The organism is Pseudomonas sp. Marseille-Q5117 (assembly GCF_946901175.1).
GTDB lineage: Bacteria > Pseudomonadota > Gammaproteobacteria > Pseudomonadales > Pseudomonadaceae > Aquipseudomonas > Aquipseudomonas iranensis.
The window spans coordinates 271,905-294,545 of sequence record NZ_CAMPPP010000003.1 but is presented as its reverse complement, the minus strand read 5'-3'; the positions used below and the strand labels follow the sequence as shown (position 1 = coordinate 294,545).

Below are 22,641 nucleotides of genomic sequence, written 5' to 3'. Positions count from 1 at the left end.
CGCCAAATATAGGCGCTTATATAGTGAAAAGCACTGGCATTTCTTTTTTACACTGCGCCCATCATTGCTCTAACAAACAGTTCGGCGAAAAGCCGCGATGAGGGATTGAAAATGCGCGTCATGGTCTTGGGTAGCGGCGTCATCGGTACCGCCAGTGCTTACTATCTGGCCCGTGCCGGGTTTGAAGTGGTGGTGGTCGACCGGCAGCCTGCTGCGGCCATGGAGACCAGTTTCGCCAACGCCGGCCAGGTCTCGCCGGGTTACGCCTCGCCGTGGGCCGCGCCGGGCGTGCCGCTCAAGGCCATCAAGTGGCTGCTGCAACGCCATGCGCCGCTGGCGATCAAGGCCACCGCCGATATCGACCAATACCTGTGGATGGCGCAAATGCTGCGCAACTGCACCGCCAGCCGTTACGCGGTGAACAAGGAGCGCATGGTGCGTCTGTCCGAGTACAGCCGCGACTGCCTCGATGAATTGCGCACTGAAACCGGTATCGCTTACGAAGGCCGCAGCCTCGGCACCACGCAGTTGTTCCGTACTCAGGCACAACTGGATAACGCCGCCAAAGACATCGCCGTGCTGAAAGAATCCGGCGTGCCGTTTGAAGTCCTCGACCGCGCCGGCATCGCCCGCGTCGAGCCGGCTCTGGCAGGCGTGACCGACATTCTCGCGGGCGCGCTGCGTCTGCCCAACGACCAGACCGGCGACTGCCAGATCTTCACCACCCGTCTCGCCGAAATGGCGCGCAAGCTCGGCGTGGAATTCCGTTTCGGCCAGGACATCCAGAAACTCGACTACGCCGGTGATCGAATCAACGGCGTGTGGATTGACGGCAAGCTGGAAACCGCTGATCGCTACGTGCTGGCGCTCGGCAGCTACTCGCCGCAACTGCTCAAGCCGTTGGGCATCAAGGCCCCGGTGTATCCGCTCAAGGGCTATTCGCTGACCGTGCCGATCACCGATCCTGCCATGGCGCCGACGTCGACCATTCTCGACGAGACCTACAAGGTCGCGATCACCCGTTTCGACAACCGCATCCGCGTTGGCGGCATGGCCGAGATCGCCGGTTTTGACCTGTCGCTGAACCCGCGTCGGCGCGAAACCCTGGAGATGATCGTCAACGACCTTTATCCTCAGGGCGGCAATCTGGCCGAAGCGAGTTTCTGGACCGGCCTGCGTCCGACCACGCCGGACGGTACGCCGATCGTTGGCGCCACGCCGTTCAAGAACCTGTTCCTCAACACCGGTCACGGTACGCTCGGCTGGACCATGGCCTGTGGTTCCGGTCGTTTGCTAGCCGACCTGATGGCGAAGAAAAAGCCGCAGATCAGCGCTGAAGGCCTCGATATTTCCCGTTACGGCAACCAGACCCAGGAGTCCGCAAAACATGTCAATCCAGCGCCAGCTCACCAATGAGCGCATGAGTCAGATCGTCAGCCACAACGGCACCGTGTATCTGGCCGGGCAGGTCGGCGACGACTTCGACGCCGGAATTGAACAGCAGACCCGCGACGTGCTCGCCAATATCGAACGTCTGCTCGATCTGGCCGGGACGGACAAACAGCATCTGTTGTCGGCAACGATCTATTTGAACGACATCGAAGCGCACTTCGCCGGGATGAATGCGGTGTGGGACCAGTGGCTGCCAAAAGGCGCCGCGCCGGCCCGCGCCACCGTCGAAGCGAAGATGGCCAAGCCGAGCATTCTGGTGGAGATCTCCATCGTCGCCGCGTTGCCATAAGTTTCATAGATCCCTCTCCCGGCGCTGTTGGCGGTTCACGTCGTCAGTCAGCGCCGGTTTTTCTTCCCATGACCGCCCAGAAGTCTGCCGCCATGCGTCCTGCCCGTGCCCTGATCGACCTTCAAGCCCTGCGCCACAACTACCGAATTGCCCGCGAAGTCACCGGCGCCAAGGCGCTCGCCGTGATCAAGGCGGACGCCTACGGCCATGGCGCGGTACGTTGCGCCCAGGCGCTGGAAGCCGAGGCGGATGGTTTTGCCGTGGCCTGCATCGAAGAAGCATTGGAGCTGCGCGCTGCCGGGATCCGCGCGCCGGTACTGCTGCTGGAAGGCTTCTTCGAAGCTGATGAGCTGGCGTTGATCGTCGAGCATGATGTGTGGTGCGTGGTGCATTCGCTGTGGCAGCTCGAAGCGATCGAACAGGCAGTCCTGAGCAAACCGATCACGGTGTGGCTCAAGCTCGATTCCGGCATGCACCGCGTCGGCCTGCATCCGAAGGATTACCAAGCCGCTTATCAGCGCCTGCTGGCCAGCGGTAAAGTGGCAAAAATCGTTTTGATGAGCCACTTCGCCCGCGCCGATGAACTGCATGCGCAAAGCAGTGCCGAGCAGGTCGCGGTGTTCGAAGCGGCGCGTCAGGGTCTGGCGGCGGAAGTCAGCTTGCGCAACTCGCCCGCCGTGCTTGGATGGCCAGAAATCCAAAGCGATTGGGTCCGCCCGGGCATCATGCTCTACGGCGCGACCCCGTTCGAAGAAGCCAACGCCGTCGCTGAACGCCTGCAACCGGTAATGACCCTCGATTCGAAAGTCATCAGTGTGCGTGAATTGCCGGCCGGCGAACCGATCGGCTATGGCGCCAGGTTCATCACCGACAAGCCAATGCGCATCGGCGTGGTCGCCATGGGCTACGCCGACGGTTACCCGCGTCAGGCGCCGACCGGCACACCCGTGCTGGTGGCGGGCAAACCCAGCCGCCTGCTGGGGCGCGTGTCGATGGACATGCTCTGCATCGATCTGACCGACGTAGCGGAAGCGGGGCTTGGCTCGACCGTCGAGTTGTGGGGTAAGAACATCCTCGCCAGCGACGTGGCAAAGTGGGCCGATACCATCCCGTATCAGATCTTCTGCAACCTGAAGCGGGTGCCAAGGCTCTATTCCGAGGGTTGACGCCGCTGCGGGGGCCAGCTGTTGTAAATACTGAACGCTGTCGCCATGATAACGCTCAATATTCTTACAACATCAGGAGGCTCCCGCCTTGGACGTCGGTGAACGACTGCAATCGATCCGCAAGCTCAAAGGGCTTTCCCAGCGTGAACTCGCCAAACGCGCGGGCGTCACCAACAGCACCATTTCGATGATCGAAAAGAACAGCGTCAGCCCTTCGATCAGTTCGCTGAGAAAGGTGCTCGGCGGCATTCCCATGTCGATGGTCGAGTTCTTTTCCGAAGAGATCCTGCAGGACCAACCGACTCAGATCGTCTACAAGGCCAATGAGCTGATCGATATCTCCGACGGCGCCGTGACCATGAAACTGGTCGGCCGCGCCCACCCGAGCCGCGCCATCGCCTTCCTCAACGAAATCTACCCGCCGGGCGCCGACACCGGCGAAGAAATGCTCACCCACGAGGGCGAGGAAACCGGGATTCTGGTAGAAGGTCGCCTCGAACTGGTGGTGGGGCTGGAAACTTTTATCCTCGAAGCCGGCGACAGCTACTATTTTGAAAGTACCAAACCGCATCGTTTCCGTAATCCGTTCGACGTGCCGGCGCGACTAATCAGCGCAGCCACGCCGGCGAATTTCTAAGCAGAAGGCGCCAGGCCATGGCGGCGAAGGTGCCCGAACCGATTTACCGATGGGCAACAAGACCCCTCTAACCATGGGGTTGTTTCAGTACAGCGGCCTACCCGCTATACTTGCGCCCGCCTGCGAACCGTGGCCGCAGGCGTGAATAGCCACCATTGAGGGTGAACGCGTGAACCTAATTATGAAAATGCTGGCTGCACCAGCAACCGTACTGGCCCTCTGGGCTGTCAGCGCTCAAGCTGCGACAAATGACGACATCGCCAAACGCCTCGAGCCGGTCGGACAGGTGTGTGTGCAAGGGCAAGAATGCAAGGGTATGGAAGTGGCTGCTACCGCTGGCGGTGGCGGCGGAGCAAAGGCCCCTAAAGACGTGATCGCCAAGCACTGCAACGCTTGTCACGGCACGGGCCTGCTCGGCGCGCCGAAGATCGGTGACACCGCAGCCTGGAAGGAGCGCGCTGACCATCAGGGTGGCCTCGACGGCATCCTCGCCAAAGCCATCACCGGCATCAACGCCATGCCGCCAAAAGGCACCTGCGCCGATTGCACCGATGAAGAGCTCAAGGGCGCGATCAAAGAGATGTCCGGTCTGTAATCAGCGCCGGCTTTGAAAAAAACCGTCTTCGGACGGTTTTTTTGTGCCTGTGGTTTCTGGTTTCCGATTCATTCAGGCCCTGATCCCTCCAAACCAAATGCTGTCCTTTGCAGCAAACTCAAGGCAATCTCGGTCTACCCCTATCAACGGAACGGGCGGGAGGCTTCAGATGGTGCAGTTGTGTTCGATCGAACAGGCGGTGGACGACGTATTGGCGCGTTTGCCTGCGCACATCCACATGGGCCTGCCGCTGGGGTTGGGCAAGCCGAATCACTTCGTCAACGCGCTGTACCGGCGCATCAAGGACCTGCCCGAGCGGCAGCTGACGATCTATACCGCGCTGTGCCTTGGTCGGCCGAATCTGGGCGATGGCTTGCAGAAGCGCTTTATCGAGCCCTTTGTAGAGCGGGTGTTTGGTGATTATCCGGAGTTCGATTTCCTCGCCGATCTGCAGCGCGACAGCCTGCCCGCCAACATTCGTATCCAGCAGTTTTTCATGCAGCCTGGCAGTCTGCTCAACAGCGCGCCGGCGCAGCAGGATTACGTCAGCAGCAATTACAGCCATGCCGCTCGCGACATCAACGCAGCGGGTCTCAATCTGGTGGCGCAATTGCTCGCCAGCAGCAGCGAACACCCTGATCGCTTAAGCCTGAGCTGCAACCCGGACATCACCCTCGACCTGTTGCCGATGATCGCCAAGCGTCGCGAAGCGGGGGAGACCATTGTGCTGGTCGGCCAGGTGCATACGGATCTGCCGTACATGCCCGGCGATGCGGAAGTCGATATCGACACGTTTGATTTGCTGATCGACGAAAAGGACAGCAGCACGCTGTTTTCCACGCCGAACATGCCGGTGGGCTTTCAGGATCATTTCATTGGCTTGCACGCCAGTACGCTGGTGCGCGATGGCGGCACATTGCAAATTGGTATCGGCTCGATGGGGGATGCGTTGACTGCTGCGCTACTTGCCCGTCAGGCCGATAACGCCGGTTATCAGGCGTTGCTCGGTGACATCAACCTCAGCCAATGGGCGCAGTTGATCCAGCGCGAGGGCGGCACCGCGCCATTTGCCAAAGGCCTTTACGGTTGCAGCGAGATGTTCGTCAACGGGCTGTTGGTATTGGCGGATGCCGGGATCATTCGGCGCAAGGTCTATCCGGATGTGCCGACTCAGCAGCAGGCCAACGCCGGTACCCTCGACGAAGCCGCGCAGCCCGACGGTATCTCGGTGCACGGCGGCTTCTTCCTTGGCCCGCGCAGCTTTTATGAACGTCTGCGCGAGTTGCCGCAAAGCAGGCTGCTTGAATTCAACATGACCCGCATCAGCTACATCAACGAACTGTACGGCCAGGAAGAGCTCAAGCGCTTGCAGCGCATCGATGCGCGCTTCATCAACACCGTGTTCACCATGACTCTGCTCGGCGCCGGCGTGGCTGATCAATTGGCAGACGGACGCGTGCTCAGCGGTGTCGGTGGGCAGTACAACTTTGTTGCTCAGGGCCACGCGCTGGAGGGCGCGCGATCGATGTTGATCCTGCGCAGCTGGCGCGAGTCCGGCGGCGAGGTCAGCTCCAATATCGTCTGGGACTACGGCCACTGCACGATCCCGCGGCACCTGCGCGACATCGTCGTCACCGAGTACGGCATCGCCGACCTGCGCGGAAAATCCGACGCGGCGGTGATCGAAGCGTTGCTCAATATCAGCGACTCGCGGTTCCAGCCGGGGTTGATCGAGCAGGCGCAGACAGTCGGTAAGCTGCCGAAGGACTTCCGTCTCGATCCACGGTTTGCCGACAACACACCGCAACGCTTGCGGGCGATTGCCGCACGGCATCCGAACCTGTTTCCGGAGTATCCGCTGGGCTGTGATTTCACCGCCATCGAACGGGATCTGCTGCGGGCGCTGAACTGGCTGAAGAGCAAGTTCAAGCTGACCGAGATTTTGGAACTGGGCAAGGCAGCGCTGGATGCGCCGGAGGCCTCAGCTTTCCCAGAACATCTTGAACGGATGCAGCTGACGAATCCGGAAGGCTTGAAGGAGGACCTTTTCCAACGCCTGCTGCTCACAGGCCTGAAAGCTACCGCACAGTAACTGCCCACCCCCAGAACCCACTGTGGGAGCGAGCCTGCTCGCGAAAGCGGTGTGTCATTCACTCAACAGGGTGACTGACACAATGCATTCGCGAGCAGGCTCGCTCCCACAGGGGTAACTCGGTGCCGCTGGTTACTCGATGAAGGTAACGACGCCATCCTTCAGCGATTGCACGCGAGCCAGCGACTCGACGCGGTAGCCCTGCGAGTCCAGTTCGGCGCGGCCGCCCTGGAACGACTTTTCGATGACGATGCCCAGACCGGCAACGGTGGCGCCGGCCTGTTTGATGATCGAGATCAGCGCTTGCGAGGCCTTACCGTTGGCCAGGAAGTCGTCAATGATCAGCACGCGGTCGCTGCTGGTCAGGTGGCGCGGGGAGATGGCCACGGTGCTTTCGGTCTTCTTGGTGAACGAGTAGACGGTCGCCGAGAGCAGGTTTTCAGTCAGGGTCAGCGACTGTTGCTTGCGGGCGAAGATCACCGGCACGCCGAGGTTCAGACCGGTCATGATCGCCGGGGCGATGCCCGAAGCTTCGATGGTGACGATCTTGGTGATCCCCGAGTCCTTGAAGAGCGCGGCGAATTCGTCACCGATCAGCTTCATCAGGGCCGGGTCGATCTGGTGGTTCAGGAAAGCGTCGACTTTCAGGACCTGATCGGAAAGCACGATGCCTTCTTCGCGGATTTTTTTGTGCAGTGCTTCCACAACAGCTTCCTCTGTTGGCGCGATGGGCGCCGAAGGTAGATTAAAAAGTAGTCGATTCTAGCGCTTTAACATCGCGCGTATGTCGGCCAATGCGCTATTGCCACGCACGGCTTTGACTTCAGTCGGGGTGTCGTCGTTGCCTTCCCAGGCCAGATCGTCCGGCGGCAGCTCATCCAGAAAGCGACTCGGCGCGCAGTCGATGATTTCACCGTACTGCTTGCGCTTGGCTGCGAAGGTGAAGGCCAGGGTCTGACGGGCGCGGGTGATGCCCACATAGGCCAGGCGGCGTTCTTCTTCGATGGTGTCGGCTTCGATGCTGGAACGGTGCGGGAGGATTTCCTCTTCCATGCCCATGATGAACACGTAGGGAAATTCCAGCCCTTTGGAGGCGTGCAGCGTCATCATCTGCACACCTTCGGCACCGTCCTCTTCTTCCTGCTGGCGCTCGAGCATGTCACGCAGCACCAGTTTGCCGATGGCGTCTTCGACGGTCATTTCGCCGTCTTCGTCTTTCTCGAGGGTGTTTTTCAACGCCTCGATCAGGAACCAGACGTTGCCCATGCGGTAGTCCGCCGCCTTGTCGCTGGAGCTGTTGGTACGCAGCCAGTTCTCGTAGTCGATGTCCATGACCATGCTGCGCAGCGCCGAGATCGGATCTTCGCCGGCGCACTGCTCGCGGACCTTGTCCATGAAGCGCTTGAAGCGCGCCAGGCGATCAGTGAAGCGGCTGTCCAGATGCTCGCCGAGACCGATTTCGTCGGTGGCGGCGTACATCGAGATCTTGCGCTCGGTGGCGTAGTTGCCGAGCTTTTCCAGGGTGGTCGAGCCGATCTCGCGGCGCGGCACGTTGATCACGCGCAGGAAGGCGTTGTCGTCATCCGGGTTGACGATCAGGCGGAAGTAGGCCATCAGGTCCTTCACTTCCTGGCGACCGAAGAAGCTGTTGCCGCCGCTCAGGCGATACGGCACTTGGTGGTGTTGCAGCTTCAATTCGATCAGCTTGGCCTGATAGTTGCCGCGATAAAGAATCGCAAAATCGCTGTACGGGCGGTCGGTGCGCAAGTGCAGGCTGAGGATTTCCATGGCCACGCGCTCGGCTTCGGCGTCCTCGTTGCGGCAGCGAATCACGCGGATCTCGTCGCCGTGGCCCATCTCGCTCCACAACTGTTTTTCGAATTCGTGCGGGTTATTCGAGATCAGCACGTTGGCGCAGCGCAGGATGCGGCTGGTGGAGCGGTAGTTCTGCTCCAGCATGACCACTTTCAGGGACGGATAGTCGTCCTTGAGCAGCATCAGGTTTTCCGGGCGCGCGCCACGCCAGGCGTAGATCGACTGGTCGTCGTCGCCGACCACGGTGAACTGGTTGCGCTTGCCGATGAGCATCTTCACCAACAGATACTGGCTGGCGTTGGTGTCCTGGTATTCGTCGACGAGCAGGTAACGGACCTTGTTCTGCCATTTTTCGAGAATGTCGGCGTGTTCTTCGAAGAGCTTTACCGGCAGCAGGATCAGGTCATCGAAGTCCACCGCGTTGAACGCCTTGAGCGTGCGCTGATAGTGGGTGTAGACGATGGCGGCGGTCTGCTCCTTCGGGTTGCGCGCGTTTTCCAGGGCCTGGGCGGGCAGGATCAGGTCGTTTTTCCAGGCGCCGATCATGTTCTTGATCTCGTCGACGCCGTCGTCGCCTGCGTATTCCTTCTGCATGATGTCGGTCATCAGGGCTTTGACGTCGGTCTCGTCGAAGATCGAGAAACCGGGTTTGTAGCCCAGCCGCGCATGCTCCTTGCGGATGATGTTCAGGCCCAGGTTGTGGAAGGTGCAGACGGTCAGGCCACGCCCTTCGCCGGCACGCAACAGGGTGCCGACCCGCTCTTTCATCTCGCGCGCGGCCTTGTTGGTAAAGGTCATGGCGACGATGTACTGGGCGCGGATGCCGCAGTTCTGGATCAGGTGCGCGATCTTGCGCGTGATCACGCTGGTCTTGCCGGAGCCAGCACCGGCGAGCACCAATAGAGGGCCGCCGACGTAGTTCACGGCTTCTTGCTGCCGGGGATTGAGTCGGGACATACGAAAATTCGGGAGTCGTTGACGAAACGGGCCGGCATTTTAACAGGCTCAGCGATTTCTGCTGCTCTGTCCGACTTGTGACGCAACACGCGATTCAAATTTGCCGGTTTTGTTACTTTCACGCAGGATACGCGGGGATTTTGCGGCTAATGTTCTCATTCGTGACACAAAATAACGTTTCGATGCCGTTGTCATCAGACAACGCATTGGTCATTGTTCAGCACACCGGCATAATGCCCCGCCTACATCATTGCAGAGTCTAGGGAGTCAGCTTGTCTACGCCTGTCGAACCCTTGCGTTTGCTGCTACTGGCCGAAGAGCCAGCGTGGACAGCGTTGTTGCGTGAGTGTCTGGCTCCGATGGGGAGCGCGGCGGTGCTGATCAGCGCGCCGAACTGGGATTCGGTCAGCCGCCTGTTCGAAGACAACCGCCACGCGGTACTGCTGACCCTGCCAGCGTTGCAGCCGCCGCCCGGGCGTTGCAGCCTGCCGACCGTTCTGCTGCTGGAGCACGAGCCGGCCACCGCGCCGGTCGGTGTCAGCGACTGGCTGGTGTTCGACGCCCTCGACGCCGGCATGCTCCAGCGTTGCCTGCGCCATGTGCGCGAGCGCGGCGTGCTGGAAAACACTCTTCAGCGCCTCGCCGAACAGGACCCGCTGACCGGTATCGCCAACCGTCAGGGCTTCCAGACTCTGCTCACCGCGCGCCTTGCCGAAGGCGACGGTCGCGGTCTCGCCCTCGGCCATCTCGATCTCGACAACTTCCGCCATGCCAACGATGCCCTTGGTCATCAGGCCGGCGATCGCTTGATCCTGCAAGTTGTCGCGCGGCTGAAAAGTCAGCTGGAGGCCGGCGATCAACTGGCACGGCTGGGCAGCGATGAATTCGCTCTGCTGATCGATACCCGCCGCGCGCCGCAACGCGCCGAGTGGATGGCCGAACGCATCACTGAGGCGTTGGCCGAACCTTATTGGGTCGACGGCGAGAGCCTGCTGATCGGCTCCAGCCTTGGCATCGCCCATGCCCGTGCCAACGGCGGTGCCGATCCACTGATGTGGCACGCCCATATCGCCATGCAGCAGGCCAAGAGCACGCAGGGCTGCACCTTTCATATCTTCAACGAACGCATCAACCGCAACGCGCGCAGCATGGCCGACCTCGAAAGTGAACTGCGCCGGGCCTTGCGCCGCGATGAGCTGGAACTGCATTACCAGCCACGCCTGAATCTTGAAGACGGCCAGATTGTCGGCCTCGAAGCGCTGGTGCGCTGGCGTCATGGCGAGCGCGGTCTGTTGCCACCGAGCGAGTTCGTCCCGCTGGCCGAACAGAGCGGGCTGATCGTGCCGCTGGGCTACTGGGTGATTTCCCGCGCCTTGCGCGATATGCAGGCCTTGCGCGAGCAGGGGCTGCCGGCGCTGCACATGGCGATCAACCTGTCGTTCCGCCAGTTTCAGGACAGCCAGTTGCTGCCGACGCTCAGCCGTCTGATTGCCGAGCGTGGCGTCGAGGCGCAGTGGCTGGAATTCGAACTGACCGAAACCGCGGTGATGCGGCGCAGCGATCTGGTCAAACAGACCATGGACGCCCTCGGCCGCCTCGGCGTGCGCTTCTCGCTGGACGATTTCGGCACCGGGTTTTCATCATTCGTGCACCTCAACAGCCTGCCCATCACCTTGCTGAAGATCGACAAGAGTTTTGTCGGCGGCATGGAACAGCGCGAAGAGAACCGCAAACTGGTGCACGCGATGATCAACCTCGCGCACAACCTTCATCTGGAAGTGGTTGCCGAAGGGGTCGAGACGCCAGAGCAGCTAGATTTGTTGCGCGGGTTCGGTTGCGATCAGGTGCAGGGTTACCTGATCAGCCGACCGTTGCCGTTGGATGAGTTGGTGGAATATCTGACCTTTGGAGCCAGTCAGCAGGTTTCGGTGGAAGCCATTTAAAAGATCGCAGCCTTCGGCAGCTCCTTCCTTGGAATGTGTTCCCTTGTGGGAGCCGCCGAAGGCTGCGATCTTTTGATCTTAATCCGCGCCGATGGCCTCGAACCTTTCTGCAACTGGCTCGCGCCGAATCATCCGCTGCATCTTCCATTCAAACGCCAGCGTCAGGCTCACCGCCGCGCATGCCAGCCCCAGCGCCAGGCCCCACCACACGCCCGTCGGCCCCCAATTGAGGTGGAACGCCATCCACCACGCCGCCGGTGCGCCAATCAGCCAATAGCAAGCGAGCCCCACGAGAAATGTGGTTTTGGCATCCTTGAGTCCACGAATGCAGCCCATGGCAATCGTCTGTGTGCCGTCGAACAACTCGAACCACGCCGCCACCGCCAACAGGCTCACCGCCAGACGGATCACCTCGGCAAACGCCGGGTCGTTGTGGTCGAGGAACAGGCCGACCAACTGATTCGGCCACAGCCAGAACACCAGGCCGAAGCCGAGCATTACTACTGCTCCGAAGGCGATGCCGACACGCCCTGACATGCGTGCGTCGATCAGTTGCCCGGCGCCGTAGTGTTGGCCGACGCGCATGGTGATGGCATAGGACATCCCGGCCGGGACCATGAACGCCACCGACACGATCTGCAGTGCAATCTGATGCGCACCCATTTGCGTACTGCCCATGGTGCCCATGCACAGCGCAGCGAAAGCGAACAAGCCGACTTCCACCGCATAGGTGCCGCCAATCGGCAGACCCAGGCGCCACAACTCTTTCAGGTATTGCCGGTTCGGCCGCGACAGGCCGGCGCGCAACGGATAAGCGTCATACGCCGGATGCCGGCGGATATGCCAGGCCAGCGCCAGTGCCATGCAGTTGGCGACAATCGCCGTGACCAGACCGATACCGGTCAGGCCCAGTTGCGGCAGGCCGAACATGCCGGTGATCAGCGCGTAGTTGAGCAGGAAGTTGGCCACCGTACCGGCGAGGCTGATGACCATCACTGGCGTCGCCCGGCCAATCGCACTGGTAAAACCGCGCAGGGCCATGAAGCTAAGGTAACCGGGCAGGGCGAAGGGCAGGGCGATGAGAAATTGCCCGGCGGCGTTGACGTTGGTTTCGGTTTGGCCGAACAGCAGCAACACCGGTTTGAGGTTCCACAACAACAGCCCGCCGCCGAGGGCCATCAGCCAGGCCAGCCACAACCCGGCCTGGGTCAGGCGCGCGGCACCGAGGATGTCGCCGGCACCCTGACGGATCGCCACCAGTGTGCCGACCGCTGCAATCACGCCGATGCAGAAAATCGACACGAACGAGTAGCTCGCGGCACCGAGGCCGCCACCGGCCAGCGCTTCGGGGCTGAGGCGCGCCATCATCAGGGTGTCGGTCAGCACCATCAGCATGTGCGCCAACTGCGAAGCAATCAGCGGCCCCGCCAGCCGCAGAATGGCCCAGAGTTCGGTACGCACAGGATGCTGCATGGTCATCACCACCCAAATATCAGAGGAAGCAGAAGAGCGTCGATTCTCGGCGCTTGGCAGGCTTTGCACAAAGGGATAAAAAGGATGGGTGGCATGATTAATACTCATCCTGAATCGTCCTGCCGAATTGGCTGTATCCCCGCTATTGGAGCTTTGTGTATGTCCCGACGCCTTCCGCCGTTGTATGCCCTGCGCGCATTCGAAGCGGCCGCGCGACACAGCTCGTTCACCCGCGCGGCGGAAGAACTGTCGATCACCCAGAGCGCGGTCAGTCGGCACATGCGCACTCTTGAAGAACACTTCGCCTGCCGGCTGTTTCACCGCAGCGGGCGCAATTTGCAACTGACCGAATCGGCGCGGCTGCTGTTACCCGGTATCCGCGAAGGCTTCGCCGCCCTTGAGCGCGCCTGCAATACCTTGCGCGCCGAGGACGACATCCTGCGCATGAAAGCGCCATCGACCCTGACCATGCGTTGGCTGCTGGCGCGGTTGAGTCGCTTCCGCCATTTGCAGCCGGGCAATGAGGTGCAACTGACCAGCGCATGGATGGATATCGACTCGGTGGACTTCAACAACGAACCGTTCGATTGCGCGGTGTTGCTCAGTGACGGGCATTTCCCTCCGGACTGGGAAGCGAGCCTGCTGTTTCCCGAGGAATTGATTCCGGTCGGCGCGCCGAACCTGCTCAATGATCAACCTTGGGATGTAGCGCGTCTGGCGACCGCCGAACTGCTGCACCCGACCCCGGATCGCCGTGACTGGCGCAGTTGGCTGGAGCGCATGGGCCTGTCCGATCAGGTCTCGCTCAAGGGCGGACAAGTGTTCGATACGCTGGAACTGGGCATGATCGCCGCGGCGCGCGGCTACGGCGTTTCGATGGGTGATCTATTGATGGTCGCCGAAGATGTCGCGCAAGGGCGCTTGAGCCTGCCATGGCCAACCGCCGTCGCCAGTGGCCTGAATTATTACCTGGTGTGGCCGAAACCGCGTCCGGGAGGTGAACGTTTGCGCCGTCTCAGCGATTTTCTCCAAGGCGAAGTCCGTGCCATGCAATTGCCGGCGGTAGAGCGCTTGAGCTGAAACGTTCGAGCCGGCACAATGCCACTACTGCGCCATACCCACGCAATCCGCTCAAGTATTCGGATTTTCCGCCGACTACGAGCATGTGGAACCGTCGTGCCGGTTCCGCGCTACCCCCATTATTAGAATATTTTCCGGGCAATTACCGCGATCAAGGAGGATTCGGTGGCTCGGCCAGGAGCTGTTCATGTCTCAACCTCGCGCTCGGATCGCCTCGCAGCTGGGCCTTGCCCTTGCTGTGATACTGGCGATAGTCATCAGCGGCAGTACGGTGTTCGCCTTGCGTTCGCTGGATTCCGCCAACCTCGCCACCCGTGAAGAGCATCTGGCCAGTGAGGCCCGGCTGCTGGCCGATCAGCTGAGTACCTTCCACGGTACGCTGCGCGAAAGCACCCTGCGCCTGAGCGGGCTGTTCGAAAAGCGCTTCGGCAGTGGTTTGAGTGTGCACCCCGATCAGCCAGTGACCGTGGCCGGCGTGCAGACTCCGGGCCTGCACCTGGGCAACGAAGTGCTGAACAACAACTTCAAGGAAGTTGACGAGTTCAAGCAGATGACCGCTGGTGTGGCCACGGTATTCGTGCGCAGCGGCGAAGACTTCATTCGCGTCAGCACCAACGTCAGCAAGCAGGACGGCACCCGTGCCATCGGCACCGTGCTCGATCATGCCAACCCGGCGTACGCGAAACTGATGGCGGGGCAGAGTTATGTCGGCCGCTCGTTGCTGTTCGAGCGCTACTACATGTCGCAGTACACCCCGGTGCGCGATGCGGGCGGCAAGATCATCGCCGTGCTGTACGTCGGCTTCGACTACACCGACGCGCAGAACGCGCAGTTCGCCAATCTCAAGCGCTTCCGCATTGGCAAGACCGGCTCGCTGGCGCTGCTCGACGAGCAGAACAAATGGCTGGTGCCGATTGCCGGCGTCGAAAACCTGGATCAAGCCGCCCCGACCGTCAACAACCTGGTGAAAACCCCGGGCAAGGGTGAGTTCTGGAGCGACAAGGGCGAGGACTTCTACAGCATCGCCGTGCCGTTCGAAGGTGGCCCGTGGTCGGTGGTGGCGAGCATGCCGAAAGCCGAGATCCGCGCGGTGACCTGGAGCGTCGGTACGCAACTGGCGATCGGCAGCCTGCTGGCGATGTTGCTCGCGGTCGGTTCCGTGGTCTGGCTGCTGCGCAGCAAACTCGCCCCGCTGGGCGATCTGGTGCGTCAGGCCGAGGCCTTGGGCGCGGGTGATCTGAGCGTGCGGCTGAACGTATCGAGCCACGATGAAATCGGTCAGCTGTCGCGCGCGTTCAACCAGATGAGCCAGGCGCTGTCGACCATGGTCGAGCACATCCGCCGCGCTTCGGAAGAGGTCAACAGCCGTGCGCAGGCGCTGTCCGGTTTGTCCGGCGGTGCGTATGAAGGCATGGAGCAGCAGTCGGGCGAAATCACCAGCATGGCCGGCGCCGTGGAAGAGTTCAGCGCCACCTCGCTGAACATTGCCGACAACATGGGCGCGACCCAGCGCCTGGCGCAGGAAAACGCTCAGCAGACCCAGATCGGCCGCAGCTCGATGGAAGAGGCGTCGTCGTCGCTGGAGCAGATCGCTGGCGCGCTGAACAGCACCGCCAGCGTGATCAACACGCTGGGGCAGCGCTCTCAGGAAATCGGCGGGATTGTCGGCGTGATCACTTCGATCGCCGAGCAGACCAACCTGTTGGCACTTAACGCTGCCATCGAAGCCGCTCGTGCCGGTGAACAAGGTCGCGGTTTTGCCGTGGTCGCGGACGAAGTGCGCAGCCTCGCCTCGCGTACCCGCCAGGCGACCGACGAAATTTCCAGCATGATCCACAGCATTCAGCAGGAAACCGGCAACGCGATCAGCACCATGGAGCAGGGCAATGTGCTGATGCAGGAAGGCCTGTCGCGCAACGCCAATGTCGCCTCGGCACTGGCGCGGATCGATGAGCAGAGCCGTTCGGCAGGCCAGCAGTTCGCCGCGATCACCACCGCCACTCAGGAACAAAGCAGCACTGCGACGTTGCTGAGCAGCAATTTGCAAAGCATCGCCTTGGCCAACAGCGAGCAGCGTGAGGTGGTGTCGAACCTGGCTGTCACCGCTAAAGAGCTGGAAAAGCTGGCGGCGGATCTGCGTTCCGAGGTTGACCGCTTCCGTTGATGCATCTTTGAAACAGCTATCGCGAGCAGGCTCGCTCCCACAGTAGTCGGCGTAATTCACAAATATTGTGAAGGTCCGAAATCCCTGTGGGAGCGAGCCTGCTCGCGAATGCCTATCACCGACAGCTTCTTTGGACTTGCTGAAACGTTTCCGCAGCGCTATAAAAATGGCACAACTCCAATAAAGGCTGCTGCCATGACCCCGCTCAAACTCCTCGTCGCACTCGGCGCATTGTCTGCCGCTTCTCATGCCATGGCTTGGGACTATGTCCTGCTCGACGCCAACACTCCGGCAAAAAACTGGACGATCACCAGTGAGCAACTCGGCGTAAAAACCGCCAAACCGTTTTCCGTGACCCTGCGTACCCTGCATGGCGGTCGTCAGGAGGGCGTCAGCATTGTCGATATCGATAACGGCACGATGAAGCTGTCGGTCGTGCCGACCCGTGGCATGAACGTGTTGCAGGCGTCGGTGGGCAACGTGCGGATGGGCTGGGATTCGCCGGTCAAGGACGTGGTCAACCCGGCGTTCATCGAACTCAACGGTCGCGGTGGCCTGGGCTGGCTCGAAGGCTTCAATGAGCTGGTGACCCGTTGCGGTTATGAGTGGGTTGGCCATCCCGGCATGGACAACGGCGAATTGCTGACCTTGCACGGTCGCGCCGCCAACATCCCGGCCAGCACCGTCACTTTGCACATCGACGAGAAGCCGCCGTATGCCATCACGCTGCGTGGCGAGCTGAAAGAGCAGGCATTCAAGAAAGTCGATTTCTCGGTAGCGACCGAACTGGTCACCGAACCGGGCAGCGCCAGCTTCGCCCTCAACGACACCCTGACCAACAACGGCGACTATGCGAAGGAATATCAGGCGCTGTATCACAGCAATTTCAGCACGCCGTTTCTTGAGCAAGGGGCAAAATTCGCTGCGCCGGTTAAGCAGGTTTCGCCGTTCAACGACAAGGCCAAGGGAGATCTGCCCGACTGGCAGACCTATCGCGGGCCAACCAAGGACTACGACGAAACTGTCTACAACGTCGTGCCGTATGCGGACCCCAAGGGTGACACCCTCACCGTGCTGCACAACAAGGCCGGTAGCCTCGGCGTATCCGTTGGCTTCAACACTCAGCAGCTGCCAGTGTTTTCGCTGTGGAAAAACACCGACACCCAAGGGCAGGGCTACGTCACCGGGCTGGAGCCGGGAACCAGTTTTTCCTACAACCGTCGCTATCAGCGGCCGTTGAATCTGGTGCCGACCATTGCGCCGAAAGAACATAAACAGTTCCAGATCAGCTACAGCCTCCTCGCGGACAAGGTGGCTGTGGATAACGCTTTGAAGCGCGTGACCGAGATTCAGGCCGGGCGCGACACTGAAGTGCGTCAGGCACCGCTGGTTGATCTGACTGAGCATTAAGGTGTCGCCGGCCGGTATTGCAGTGCCTCGGCCAGATGCTCGCGGGTAATCGCATCGGCCTGTTCAAGATCCGCCAGCGTGCGCGCGACCTTGAGCAGGCGATGCGCCGAGCGCAGCGACAAGATCAATCGCTCGCAGGCCGCCTCCAGCCATTTCTCGTCGGCTGTGGATAACGTGCAGTGGCGCTTCAACCCCGGCAGGTCGAGAAAGGCATTGGCACAGCCCTGACGTTTCTGCTGACGCTCCCGCGCTTCCGCCACCAACGCCGCAGCGCTGGCGCTGTTTTCGCCTGGCTTGGCTGCCGGATTCAATGCGGTTGCCTCCCGCGCGACGGTCAGGTGCAGATCAATCCGATCCAGCAGCGGCCCTGACAGCTTGTTGCGATAGCGCTGGACCATGTCCGGTGTGCACGAGCATTTGCCGCTGGGTTCGCCAAGATATCCACAGGGACACGGATTCATCGCTGCCACCAGTTGAAACCGTGCGGGGAAACGCACGCGATCCTTGGCCCGAGCGATGACGATATGCCCGGACTCCAACGGCTCGCGCAGCACTTCCAGAACCTTGCGATCAAACTCCGGCAACTCATCGAGAAACAGTACGCCATGGTGGGCGAGGGTGATTTCGCCGGGTTGCGGTTTCGAGCTGCCACCGACCAATGCCGGCCCTGAAGCGGAATGGTGCGGTTGGCGGAAGGGGCGTTGCGGCCAGTGAGTCAGAGGCACCCCGCTGGCGACCGATTGAATCGCTGCCACTTCCAGTGCCTCGCATTCGGATAGCGGCGGCAATAATCCTGGTAGACGACTGGCCAGCAGAGTCTTGCCGGTTCCCGGAGGCCCGCTGAACAACAAGTTGTGCGCCCCCGCTGCGGCAATCAGCAGTGCGCGTTTGGCGGCTGTCTGCCCCTGCACCTCGTTAAGGTCGGGATAGGGTTTGGCAGCGTGCATCAAACCATCGGAAACGTAAGGCTCGACCGGCGTGTGCCCATTGAAATGCGCCACCGCTTCCAGCAAGTGATCGACTGCGAACACTTTCAGCCCCGAAGCCAGGCACGCCTCTTCCGCATTCGCTCGAGGCACCACCAACGCCCGCCCGGCCTTGCGCGCCGCCAGTGCCGCCGGCAGCACGCCACGCACTGGTCGCACGGCACCGGACAATGCCAATTCACCCAGACATTCCACCTCATCCAGGGTCAGACACGGCACCTGCACACTGGCCGACAGAATCCCCAAAGCAATCGCCAGATCGAAGCGCCCGCCATCCTTGGGCAGGTCCGCCGGCGCCAGATTCAAGGTGATCCGCCGCGCCGGAAATTGCAGCCCGGAATTGATGATCGCACTGCGCACCCGATCCTTGCTCTCCTTCACCGCCGCCTCGGGCAGGCCGACCATGGTCAGCGACGGCAGACCGTTGGCCAGATGGACTTCGACGGTGACAGCGGGGGCTTCCACGCCAATCTGGGCGCGACTGTGGACAATGGAGAGGGACATGGTCGTTCCTTGAGCTGAATCGGGGAGCCGCTTCCTGCGGGTTTTTGAAGGGTAGTTGAGCCGGGTTTCAGTGCTGAAATAGAGGTTTACAAGACGTATCAAGACCCGATGGGCTGTCATTGCTTGCCTGAATTGGACCGTTGACTCTCGACCGGCATTGACGGATCATCCCGTTCGAGGACTGCAACTGCGCATTCGTCGGGACTGGGCACCAGCAAAAGCTCCCCCGCATTTTTGGCAGCAGAGAAAGCTGGTTTCTCTGAAGTAGTGACGACGGGCTAGCCTGTCGGATTCTGAACCCAAGGCCGTAAAGCCAGGAGCTAAAGAATCGCTGCGACTACTCCTCAAAAAATACTTAAAAGGCGTCCATCGGACGCCTTTTTTTATTTCTGATTTGGTGGTGCTCGTGGTATCTGCCCCACTAACGTGCCATGTGCACGTTTTTGCGGGTACCAAGTCACCACGAAGTAACCAAATCCTGTGGCGCGCTCGTGTCGCGGTTCAAGAATCAGTGTTCCCATAGATGTCCTCAGTACCGCGACCCTGTTTCCACATCGCTGTTCTTTGAACTCACAATAGATTTGTGCCCCCGGGACGATCATTTTCGCAACAATCGCTGTTACCCCATCGGCAGTCTGGCAACCATGCTTGAGCAAATCGGCACTATGGGCTTCCCAAATGTGCACTACGCCAAAACCACTATTCGCTCGACGGTGAATACCTACCCGCAGATAAATCTTCCCGCCTGGCAAGCCGAATTTTGGCATATCGGGGATCGTGCCAAAGATGTAACCACCATCTGGATGCTGAACCAGCGTGTTTTCTTTGAGCTTGAGCAAATGAGACAAGAGGGATCCAGAACCAGAGTGTCTGGCGATCAATGTGTATCGCCTGGAACTCGACGAATAGGATCGACCAGCGCAGGCGAAAGCCACCAGCCTAATCACAGCCAAGAACTCACGGAATCAGGCGCAGACGCTGATTCTCGTAGGGTTATGCCCTATTAGTTGTAGGACGCCGGCCAAACGGTTTTGATGGTCTTGTTTTCCTGAATCGGATGCTCCAGTTTGGTCACTCAACGCAGCCTCTGGAGGCGAAAAATGAACCGCAATGGTATGCGCCCGATTCATCCGGGCGAGGTTCTGAATAAAGAGTTCATGGAGCCGTTGGGCATGACTGTCATGGATCTGGCCATGCCCACGAACTGGCCCGAAAGTGAGATCGAAAAGCTTGTGAAATGCCAGCTCAGGATCTGCGCCGATCTGGCAATCAGCCTTGCCACTCATCTCAACACTAGGCCTGAGTTCTGGATGAATCTCCAATCGACTTACGATTTGCGCAGGGCCCAGCTCCGGCATGCGGGTTTATAGCGATTGCAGCATCCGCGAAGCCCTTTTCCACCATGGCCCTGCCCTGGTCGCCAAACCCTCTGCTGAACATTCAGTATCAGATGAGCTTAGAAACCTGGGCTTTTTGGCGCAATCGGACGGCGGTCATAAAGGTTGTAGGACGTTGCGGGGATGGTTGAAGGTCTATAGATCAAAAGATCGCAGCCTTCGGCAGCCCCTACAGGGGGCGCGAATTATTCCGCGGGCGGTGTCAGCTTCGCTTCCATCTCGGCAACCTTGGCTTCGAGGCTTTCGAGGCGGGCGCGCGTGCGAGCCAACACCACCATCTGACTATCAAACTCTTCCCGGCTGACCAGATCGAGTTTGCTGAAGGCACTTTGCAGCAGCATCTTGAACTGGCTTTCGATTTCGGCTTTCGGCAGTGGCGTGTCGCCGCTGAACAGGCGGGAGGCGGTGCCGCTCAGGGCGTCGAGGAAGTCTTTGGGCGCGAGCATGGGAAATGTCCTGGAAACAATGGCCGGCAGTGTATCACGCAGTGTCTATAGTCAATTCCGTTGCACGGATGCACGCTTTTCGCGCAGGGGGACGGACGGTGGCGCACCGTTGTTGTGCGTATCGGCAAAAGCTTTTCTGCACGAGCGCGTGCAACAGGGGCCAAGGGATTGAAATGCAGGGTTTTTGCCGAGCTGGCAAGGTTTCTGCTTAGTCACCCTCGACCCATGCACTGATGCAGTCGCTGTGACGAATGCAGTGCGGCAGACGAAGCGGGGAGTTTCGTCTGATGCGGTTAGCTGGCGTCAACGATGCGTTACAAAGCCAGGCACTGCGCTTAGACTTGAGACGGGTTTGTTTTCCTGGGGCAAGTCCACCAATTCGGGAGAGAGTTTCATGAAGCTAGTCACTGCCATCATCAAGCCGTTCAAGTTGGACGACGTGCGCGAGTCGCTGTCCGAAATCGGCGTGCAGGGCATTACCGTCACTGAAGTCAAAGGCTTCGGCCGGCAGAAGGGTCACACCGAGCTGTATCGCGGCGCGGAATATGTGGTCGATTTTCTGCCCAAGGTGAAAATCGACGTGGCCATCGACGACAAGGATCTGGATCGGGTTATCGAGGCGATAACCAAAGCGGCCAACACCGGCAAGATCGGTGACGGCAAGATCTTCGTGGTCAATCTGGAACAGGCGATCCGCATCCGTACCGGCGAAACCGATACCGACGCGATCTAAGCGCCGCCACAAACCCAACGCCCCAGGAGAAAACAATATGACTCTGCGTAAATTCGCAGGGCTAGGCGCCCTGTTGTCCATCGTAATGCCCGGCATCGCCATGGCGGCAGACGAAGTGGCAGCGCCAGTCCTCAATTCCGGCGACACCGCCTGGATGCTCACCTCGACGGCACTCGTGCTGTTCATGACGATCCCGGGCCTGGCGCTGTTCTACGGCGGCATGGTTCGCTCGAAAAACATTCTTTCCGTGCTGATGCAGTGCTTCGCCATTACCGGTCTGATCAGCATCCTGTGGGTCATTTATGGCTACAGCATTGCCTTCGACACTACCGGCATGGAACAGGGCGTCGTCAACTTCAATTCGTTCTTCGGCGGCATGGGCAAGGCGTTCCTCGCCGGTGTCACGCCTTCGAGCATCACCGGCCCGGCGGCGCTGTTCCCTGAGGCGGTGTTCATTACCTTCCAGATGACCTTCGCGATCATCACCCCGGCGCTGATAGTCGGTGCGTTCGCCGAGCGCATGAAGTTCTCCGCGATGCTGATCTTCATGGGCATCTGGTTCACTCTGGTTTATGCACCGATCGCGCACATGGTCTGGTCCGGTAACGGCGGCCTGATGTGGGACTGGGGCGTGCTCGACTTCGCTGGCGGCACCGTGGTGCACATCAACGCCGGTATCGCCGGTCTGGTCGCGTGCCTGGTACTGGGCAAGCGCAAAGGCTTCCCGACCACACCAATGGCTCCGCACAACCTCGGCTACACGCTGATGGGCGCGGCGATGCTGTGGGTCGGCTGGTTCGGCTTCAACGCCGGTTCCGCTGCCGCTGCCAACGGCACTGCCGGTATGGCCATGCTGGTTACCCAGATCGCCACTGCCGCTGCCGCACTGGGCTGGATGTTTGCCGAGTGGGTCACCCACGGCAAGCCAAGCGCGCTGGGCATTGCTTCGGGTGTGGTCGCCGGTCTGGTCGCGATCACCCCGGCCGCTGGCACCGTCGGCCCGATGGGTGCACTGGTGATCGGTCTGGCCGCAGGCGTGGTGTGCTTCTTCTGCGCCACCACCCTGAAGCGCAAACTCGGCTATGACGATTCCCTGGACGCCTTCGGCGTGCACGGTATCGGCGGTATCCTCGGCGCGATCCTCACCGGTGTGTTTGCCGCACCGGCACTGGGCGGCTTCGGCACCGTGACTGACATCGGCGCGCAGGTCTGGATTCAGATCAAAGGCGTCGGCTTCACGGTGATCTACACCGCGATCGTCACCTTCATCATCCTCAAGGTGCTGGACGCCGTCATGGGTCTGCGCGTAACCGAGGAAGAAGAGTCGGTCGGCCTCGATCTGGCACAACACAACGAACGCGGCTACAACCTGTAAGTACGCGCGATAAAAAAATTGCCCGGTTCGCCGGGCATTTTTTTGTCCGGGATTTGTCATTCAGGGAGCGGCTGAAAGGATTTTTCTTACGGCTTTGGTCGTCTTTACGACGAGGCTTTTTCTGCGG

Annotated in this window: 19 protein-coding genes; 13 read left to right on the top strand and 6 right to left on the bottom strand. The window is 60.5% G+C overall.

What is annotated here, in order from left to right; translation table 11 throughout:
- Positions 1–111 precede the first annotated feature (111 nt).
- The 6 genes from dadA to OC605_RS07195 all read left to right on the top strand — a co-directional run bounded on the left by dadA (position 112) and on the right by OC605_RS07195 (position 6,231).
- Positions 112–1,416 (top strand): D-amino acid dehydrogenase, encoded by a 1,305-nt coding sequence (dadA, locus tag OC605_RS07220; protein ID WP_262136590.1) that lies wholly within the window; start codon positions 112–114, stop codon positions 1,414–1,416.
- Positions 1,388–1,741 carry a RidA family protein gene (locus OC605_RS07215; protein WP_016772564.1) on the top strand — a complete coding sequence of 118 codons (354 nt, stop codon included), beginning with the start codon at positions 1,388–1,390 and terminating at the stop codon, positions 1,739–1,741. Before dadA ends, OC605_RS07215 begins: the two co-directional genes overlap by 29 nt.
- 92 nt (positions 1,742–1,833) lie before the next feature.
- Positions 1,834–2,907 (top strand): alanine racemase, encoded by a 1,074-nt coding sequence (alr, locus tag OC605_RS07210; RefSeq protein ID WP_262136589.1) that lies wholly within the window; start codon positions 1,834–1,836, stop codon positions 2,905–2,907.
- 88 nt (positions 2,908–2,995) lie between these two features.
- Positions 2,996–3,544, top strand: a complete 549-nt coding sequence (locus OC605_RS07205) for a cupin domain-containing protein (protein WP_016772566.1) — start codon at positions 2,996–2,998, stop codon at positions 3,542–3,544.
- A gap of 181 nt (positions 3,545–3,725) precedes the next feature.
- Complete coding sequence (locus tag OC605_RS07200; RefSeq protein WP_130901966.1) at positions 3,726–4,139, top strand: c-type cytochrome; 414 nt, start codon at positions 3,726–3,728, stop codon at positions 4,137–4,139.
- Positions 4,140–4,308: 169 nt separating this feature from the next.
- On the top strand, positions 4,309–6,231 hold the full coding sequence (locus tag OC605_RS07195; RefSeq protein ID WP_186569462.1) for an acetyl-CoA hydrolase/transferase family protein: 1,923 nt from the start codon (positions 4,309–4,311) through the stop codon (positions 6,229–6,231).
- Between the two features lie 132 nt (positions 6,232–6,363).
- Here the strand turns inward: OC605_RS07195 and OC605_RS07190 are convergent, their stop codons facing one another.
- Both OC605_RS07190 and rep read right to left on the bottom strand, forming a co-directional pair.
- Positions 6,364–6,936 carry a xanthine phosphoribosyltransferase gene (locus OC605_RS07190; RefSeq protein ID WP_016772573.1) on the bottom strand — a complete coding sequence of 191 codons (573 nt, stop codon included), beginning with the start codon at positions 6,934–6,936 and terminating at the stop codon, positions 6,364–6,366.
- A 57-nt stretch (positions 6,937–6,993) separates the two neighbouring features.
- Entirely contained in the window at positions 6,994–9,003 is a 2,010-nt protein-coding gene (gene rep, locus OC605_RS07185; RefSeq protein WP_016772574.1) for a DNA helicase Rep, read from the bottom strand.
- A 272-nt stretch (positions 9,004–9,275) separates the two neighbouring features.
- Between rep and OC605_RS07180 the strand changes: the two genes are divergently transcribed.
- Positions 9,276–10,946, top strand: coding sequence for a putative bifunctional diguanylate cyclase/phosphodiesterase (locus tag OC605_RS07180; protein WP_262136588.1), 1,671 nt, complete (start codon positions 9,276–9,278; stop codon positions 10,944–10,946).
- Positions 10,947–11,024: 78 nt separating this feature from the next.
- Here the strand turns inward: OC605_RS07180 and OC605_RS07175 are convergent, their stop codons facing one another.
- Positions 11,025–12,419, bottom strand: coding sequence for a NorM family multidrug efflux MATE transporter (locus OC605_RS07175; protein ID WP_262136587.1), 1,395 nt, complete (start codon positions 12,417–12,419; stop codon positions 11,025–11,027).
- A 159-nt stretch (positions 12,420–12,578) separates the two neighbouring features.
- On the opposite strand from OC605_RS07175, the gene OC605_RS07170 reads away from it, so the two are divergent.
- From OC605_RS07170 to OC605_RS07160, 3 genes are all read left to right on the top strand, one after another.
- A complete protein-coding gene (locus tag OC605_RS07170) occupies positions 12,579–13,499 on the top strand; it encodes a LysR substrate-binding domain-containing protein (protein ID WP_024014781.1) in 921 nt (306 codons plus the stop codon).
- A 187-nt stretch (positions 13,500–13,686) separates the two neighbouring features.
- Entirely contained in the window at positions 13,687–15,663 is a 1,977-nt protein-coding gene (locus OC605_RS07165; protein WP_133335700.1) for a methyl-accepting chemotaxis protein, read from the top strand.
- 195 nt (positions 15,664–15,858) lie between these two features.
- Positions 15,859–17,073 (top strand): aldose 1-epimerase family protein, encoded by a 1,215-nt coding sequence (locus OC605_RS07160; protein ID WP_262136586.1) that lies wholly within the window; start codon positions 15,859–15,861, stop codon positions 17,071–17,073.
- Here the strand turns inward: OC605_RS07160 and OC605_RS07155 are convergent.
- The gene (locus OC605_RS07155; protein WP_110644495.1) at positions 17,070–18,563 is read right to left on the bottom strand and encodes a YifB family Mg chelatase-like AAA ATPase; all 1,494 of its coding nucleotides are present in this window, start codon (positions 18,561–18,563) and stop codon (positions 17,070–17,072) included. The two genes, OC605_RS07160 and OC605_RS07155, sit on opposite strands and share 4 nt — an antisense overlap.
- 383 nt (positions 18,564–18,946) lie before the next feature.
- Positions 18,947–19,411: a hypothetical protein gene (locus OC605_RS07150; RefSeq protein WP_186569458.1), complete on the bottom strand. Its 465-nt coding sequence runs from the start codon at positions 19,409–19,411 to the stop codon at positions 18,947–18,949.
- A 252-nt stretch (positions 19,412–19,663) separates the two neighbouring features.
- Between OC605_RS07150 and OC605_RS07145 the strand changes: the two genes are divergently transcribed.
- Positions 19,664–19,933, top strand: a complete 270-nt coding sequence (locus tag OC605_RS07145) for a HigA family addiction module antitoxin (protein WP_262136585.1) — start codon at positions 19,664–19,666, stop codon at positions 19,931–19,933.
- A 212-nt stretch (positions 19,934–20,145) separates the two neighbouring features.
- Here the strand turns inward: OC605_RS07145 and OC605_RS07140 are convergent, their stop codons facing one another.
- Positions 20,146–20,406 carry an accessory factor UbiK family protein gene (locus tag OC605_RS07140; protein WP_007920416.1) on the bottom strand — a complete coding sequence of 87 codons (261 nt, stop codon included), beginning with the start codon at positions 20,404–20,406 and terminating at the stop codon, positions 20,146–20,148.
- 394 nt (positions 20,407–20,800) lie between these two features.
- On the opposite strand from OC605_RS07140, the gene glnK reads away from it, so the two are divergent.
- Positions 20,801–21,139 carry a P-II family nitrogen regulator gene (gene glnK, locus OC605_RS07135; RefSeq protein WP_002555808.1) on the top strand — a complete coding sequence of 113 codons (339 nt, stop codon included), beginning with the start codon at positions 20,801–20,803 and terminating at the stop codon, positions 21,137–21,139.
- Positions 21,140–21,176: 37 nt separating this feature from the next.
- Positions 21,177–22,514 carry an ammonium transporter gene (locus OC605_RS07130; RefSeq protein WP_041476939.1) on the top strand — a complete coding sequence of 446 codons (1,338 nt, stop codon included), beginning with the start codon at positions 21,177–21,179 and terminating at the stop codon, positions 22,512–22,514.
- The last annotated feature ends 127 nt before the right edge of the window (positions 22,515–22,641 follow it).

What these genes read in the sequence shown, in the direction of transcription:
- dadA (WP_262136590.1), top strand. Translation starts at nt 112, where the DNA reads ATGCGCGTCATGGTCTTGGGTAGCGGCGTCATCGGTACCGCCAGTGCT.
- OC605_RS07215 (WP_016772564.1), top strand. Translation starts at nt 1,388, where the DNA reads ATGTCAATCCAGCGCCAGCTCACCAATGAGCGCATGAGTCAGATCGTC.
- alr (WP_262136589.1), top strand. Translation starts at nt 1,834, where the DNA reads ATGCGTCCTGCCCGTGCCCTGATCGACCTTCAAGCCCTGCGCCACAAC.
- OC605_RS07200 (WP_130901966.1), top strand. Translation starts at nt 3,726, where the DNA reads ATGAAAATGCTGGCTGCACCAGCAACCGTACTGGCCCTCTGGGCTGTC.
- OC605_RS07195 (WP_186569462.1), top strand. Translation starts at nt 4,309, where the DNA reads ATGGTGCAGTTGTGTTCGATCGAACAGGCGGTGGACGACGTATTGGCG.
- rep (WP_016772574.1), bottom strand. Translation starts at nt 9,003, where the DNA reads ATGTCCCGACTCAATCCCCGGCAGCAAGAAGCCGTGAACTACGTCGGC.
- OC605_RS07175 (WP_262136587.1), bottom strand. Translation starts at nt 12,419, where the DNA reads ATGCAGCATCCTGTGCGTACCGAACTCTGGGCCATTCTGCGGCTGGCG.
- OC605_RS07170 (WP_024014781.1), top strand. Translation starts at nt 12,579, where the DNA reads ATGTCCCGACGCCTTCCGCCGTTGTATGCCCTGCGCGCATTCGAAGCG.
- OC605_RS07165 (WP_133335700.1), top strand. Translation starts at nt 13,687, where the DNA reads ATGTCTCAACCTCGCGCTCGGATCGCCTCGCAGCTGGGCCTTGCCCTT.
- OC605_RS07160 (WP_262136586.1), top strand. Translation starts at nt 15,859, where the DNA reads ATGACCCCGCTCAAACTCCTCGTCGCACTCGGCGCATTGTCTGCCGCT.
- OC605_RS07155 (WP_110644495.1), bottom strand. Translation starts at nt 18,563, where the DNA reads ATGTCCCTCTCCATTGTCCACAGTCGCGCCCAGATTGGCGTGGAAGCC.
- OC605_RS07145 (WP_262136585.1), top strand. Translation starts at nt 19,664, where the DNA reads ATGAACCGCAATGGTATGCGCCCGATTCATCCGGGCGAGGTTCTGAAT.
- OC605_RS07140 (WP_007920416.1), bottom strand. Translation starts at nt 20,406, where the DNA reads ATGCTCGCGCCCAAAGACTTCCTCGACGCCCTGAGCGGCACCGCCTCC.
- glnK (WP_002555808.1), top strand. Translation starts at nt 20,801, where the DNA reads ATGAAGCTAGTCACTGCCATCATCAAGCCGTTCAAGTTGGACGACGTG.
- OC605_RS07130 (WP_041476939.1), top strand. Translation starts at nt 21,177, where the DNA reads ATGACTCTGCGTAAATTCGCAGGGCTAGGCGCCCTGTTGTCCATCGTA.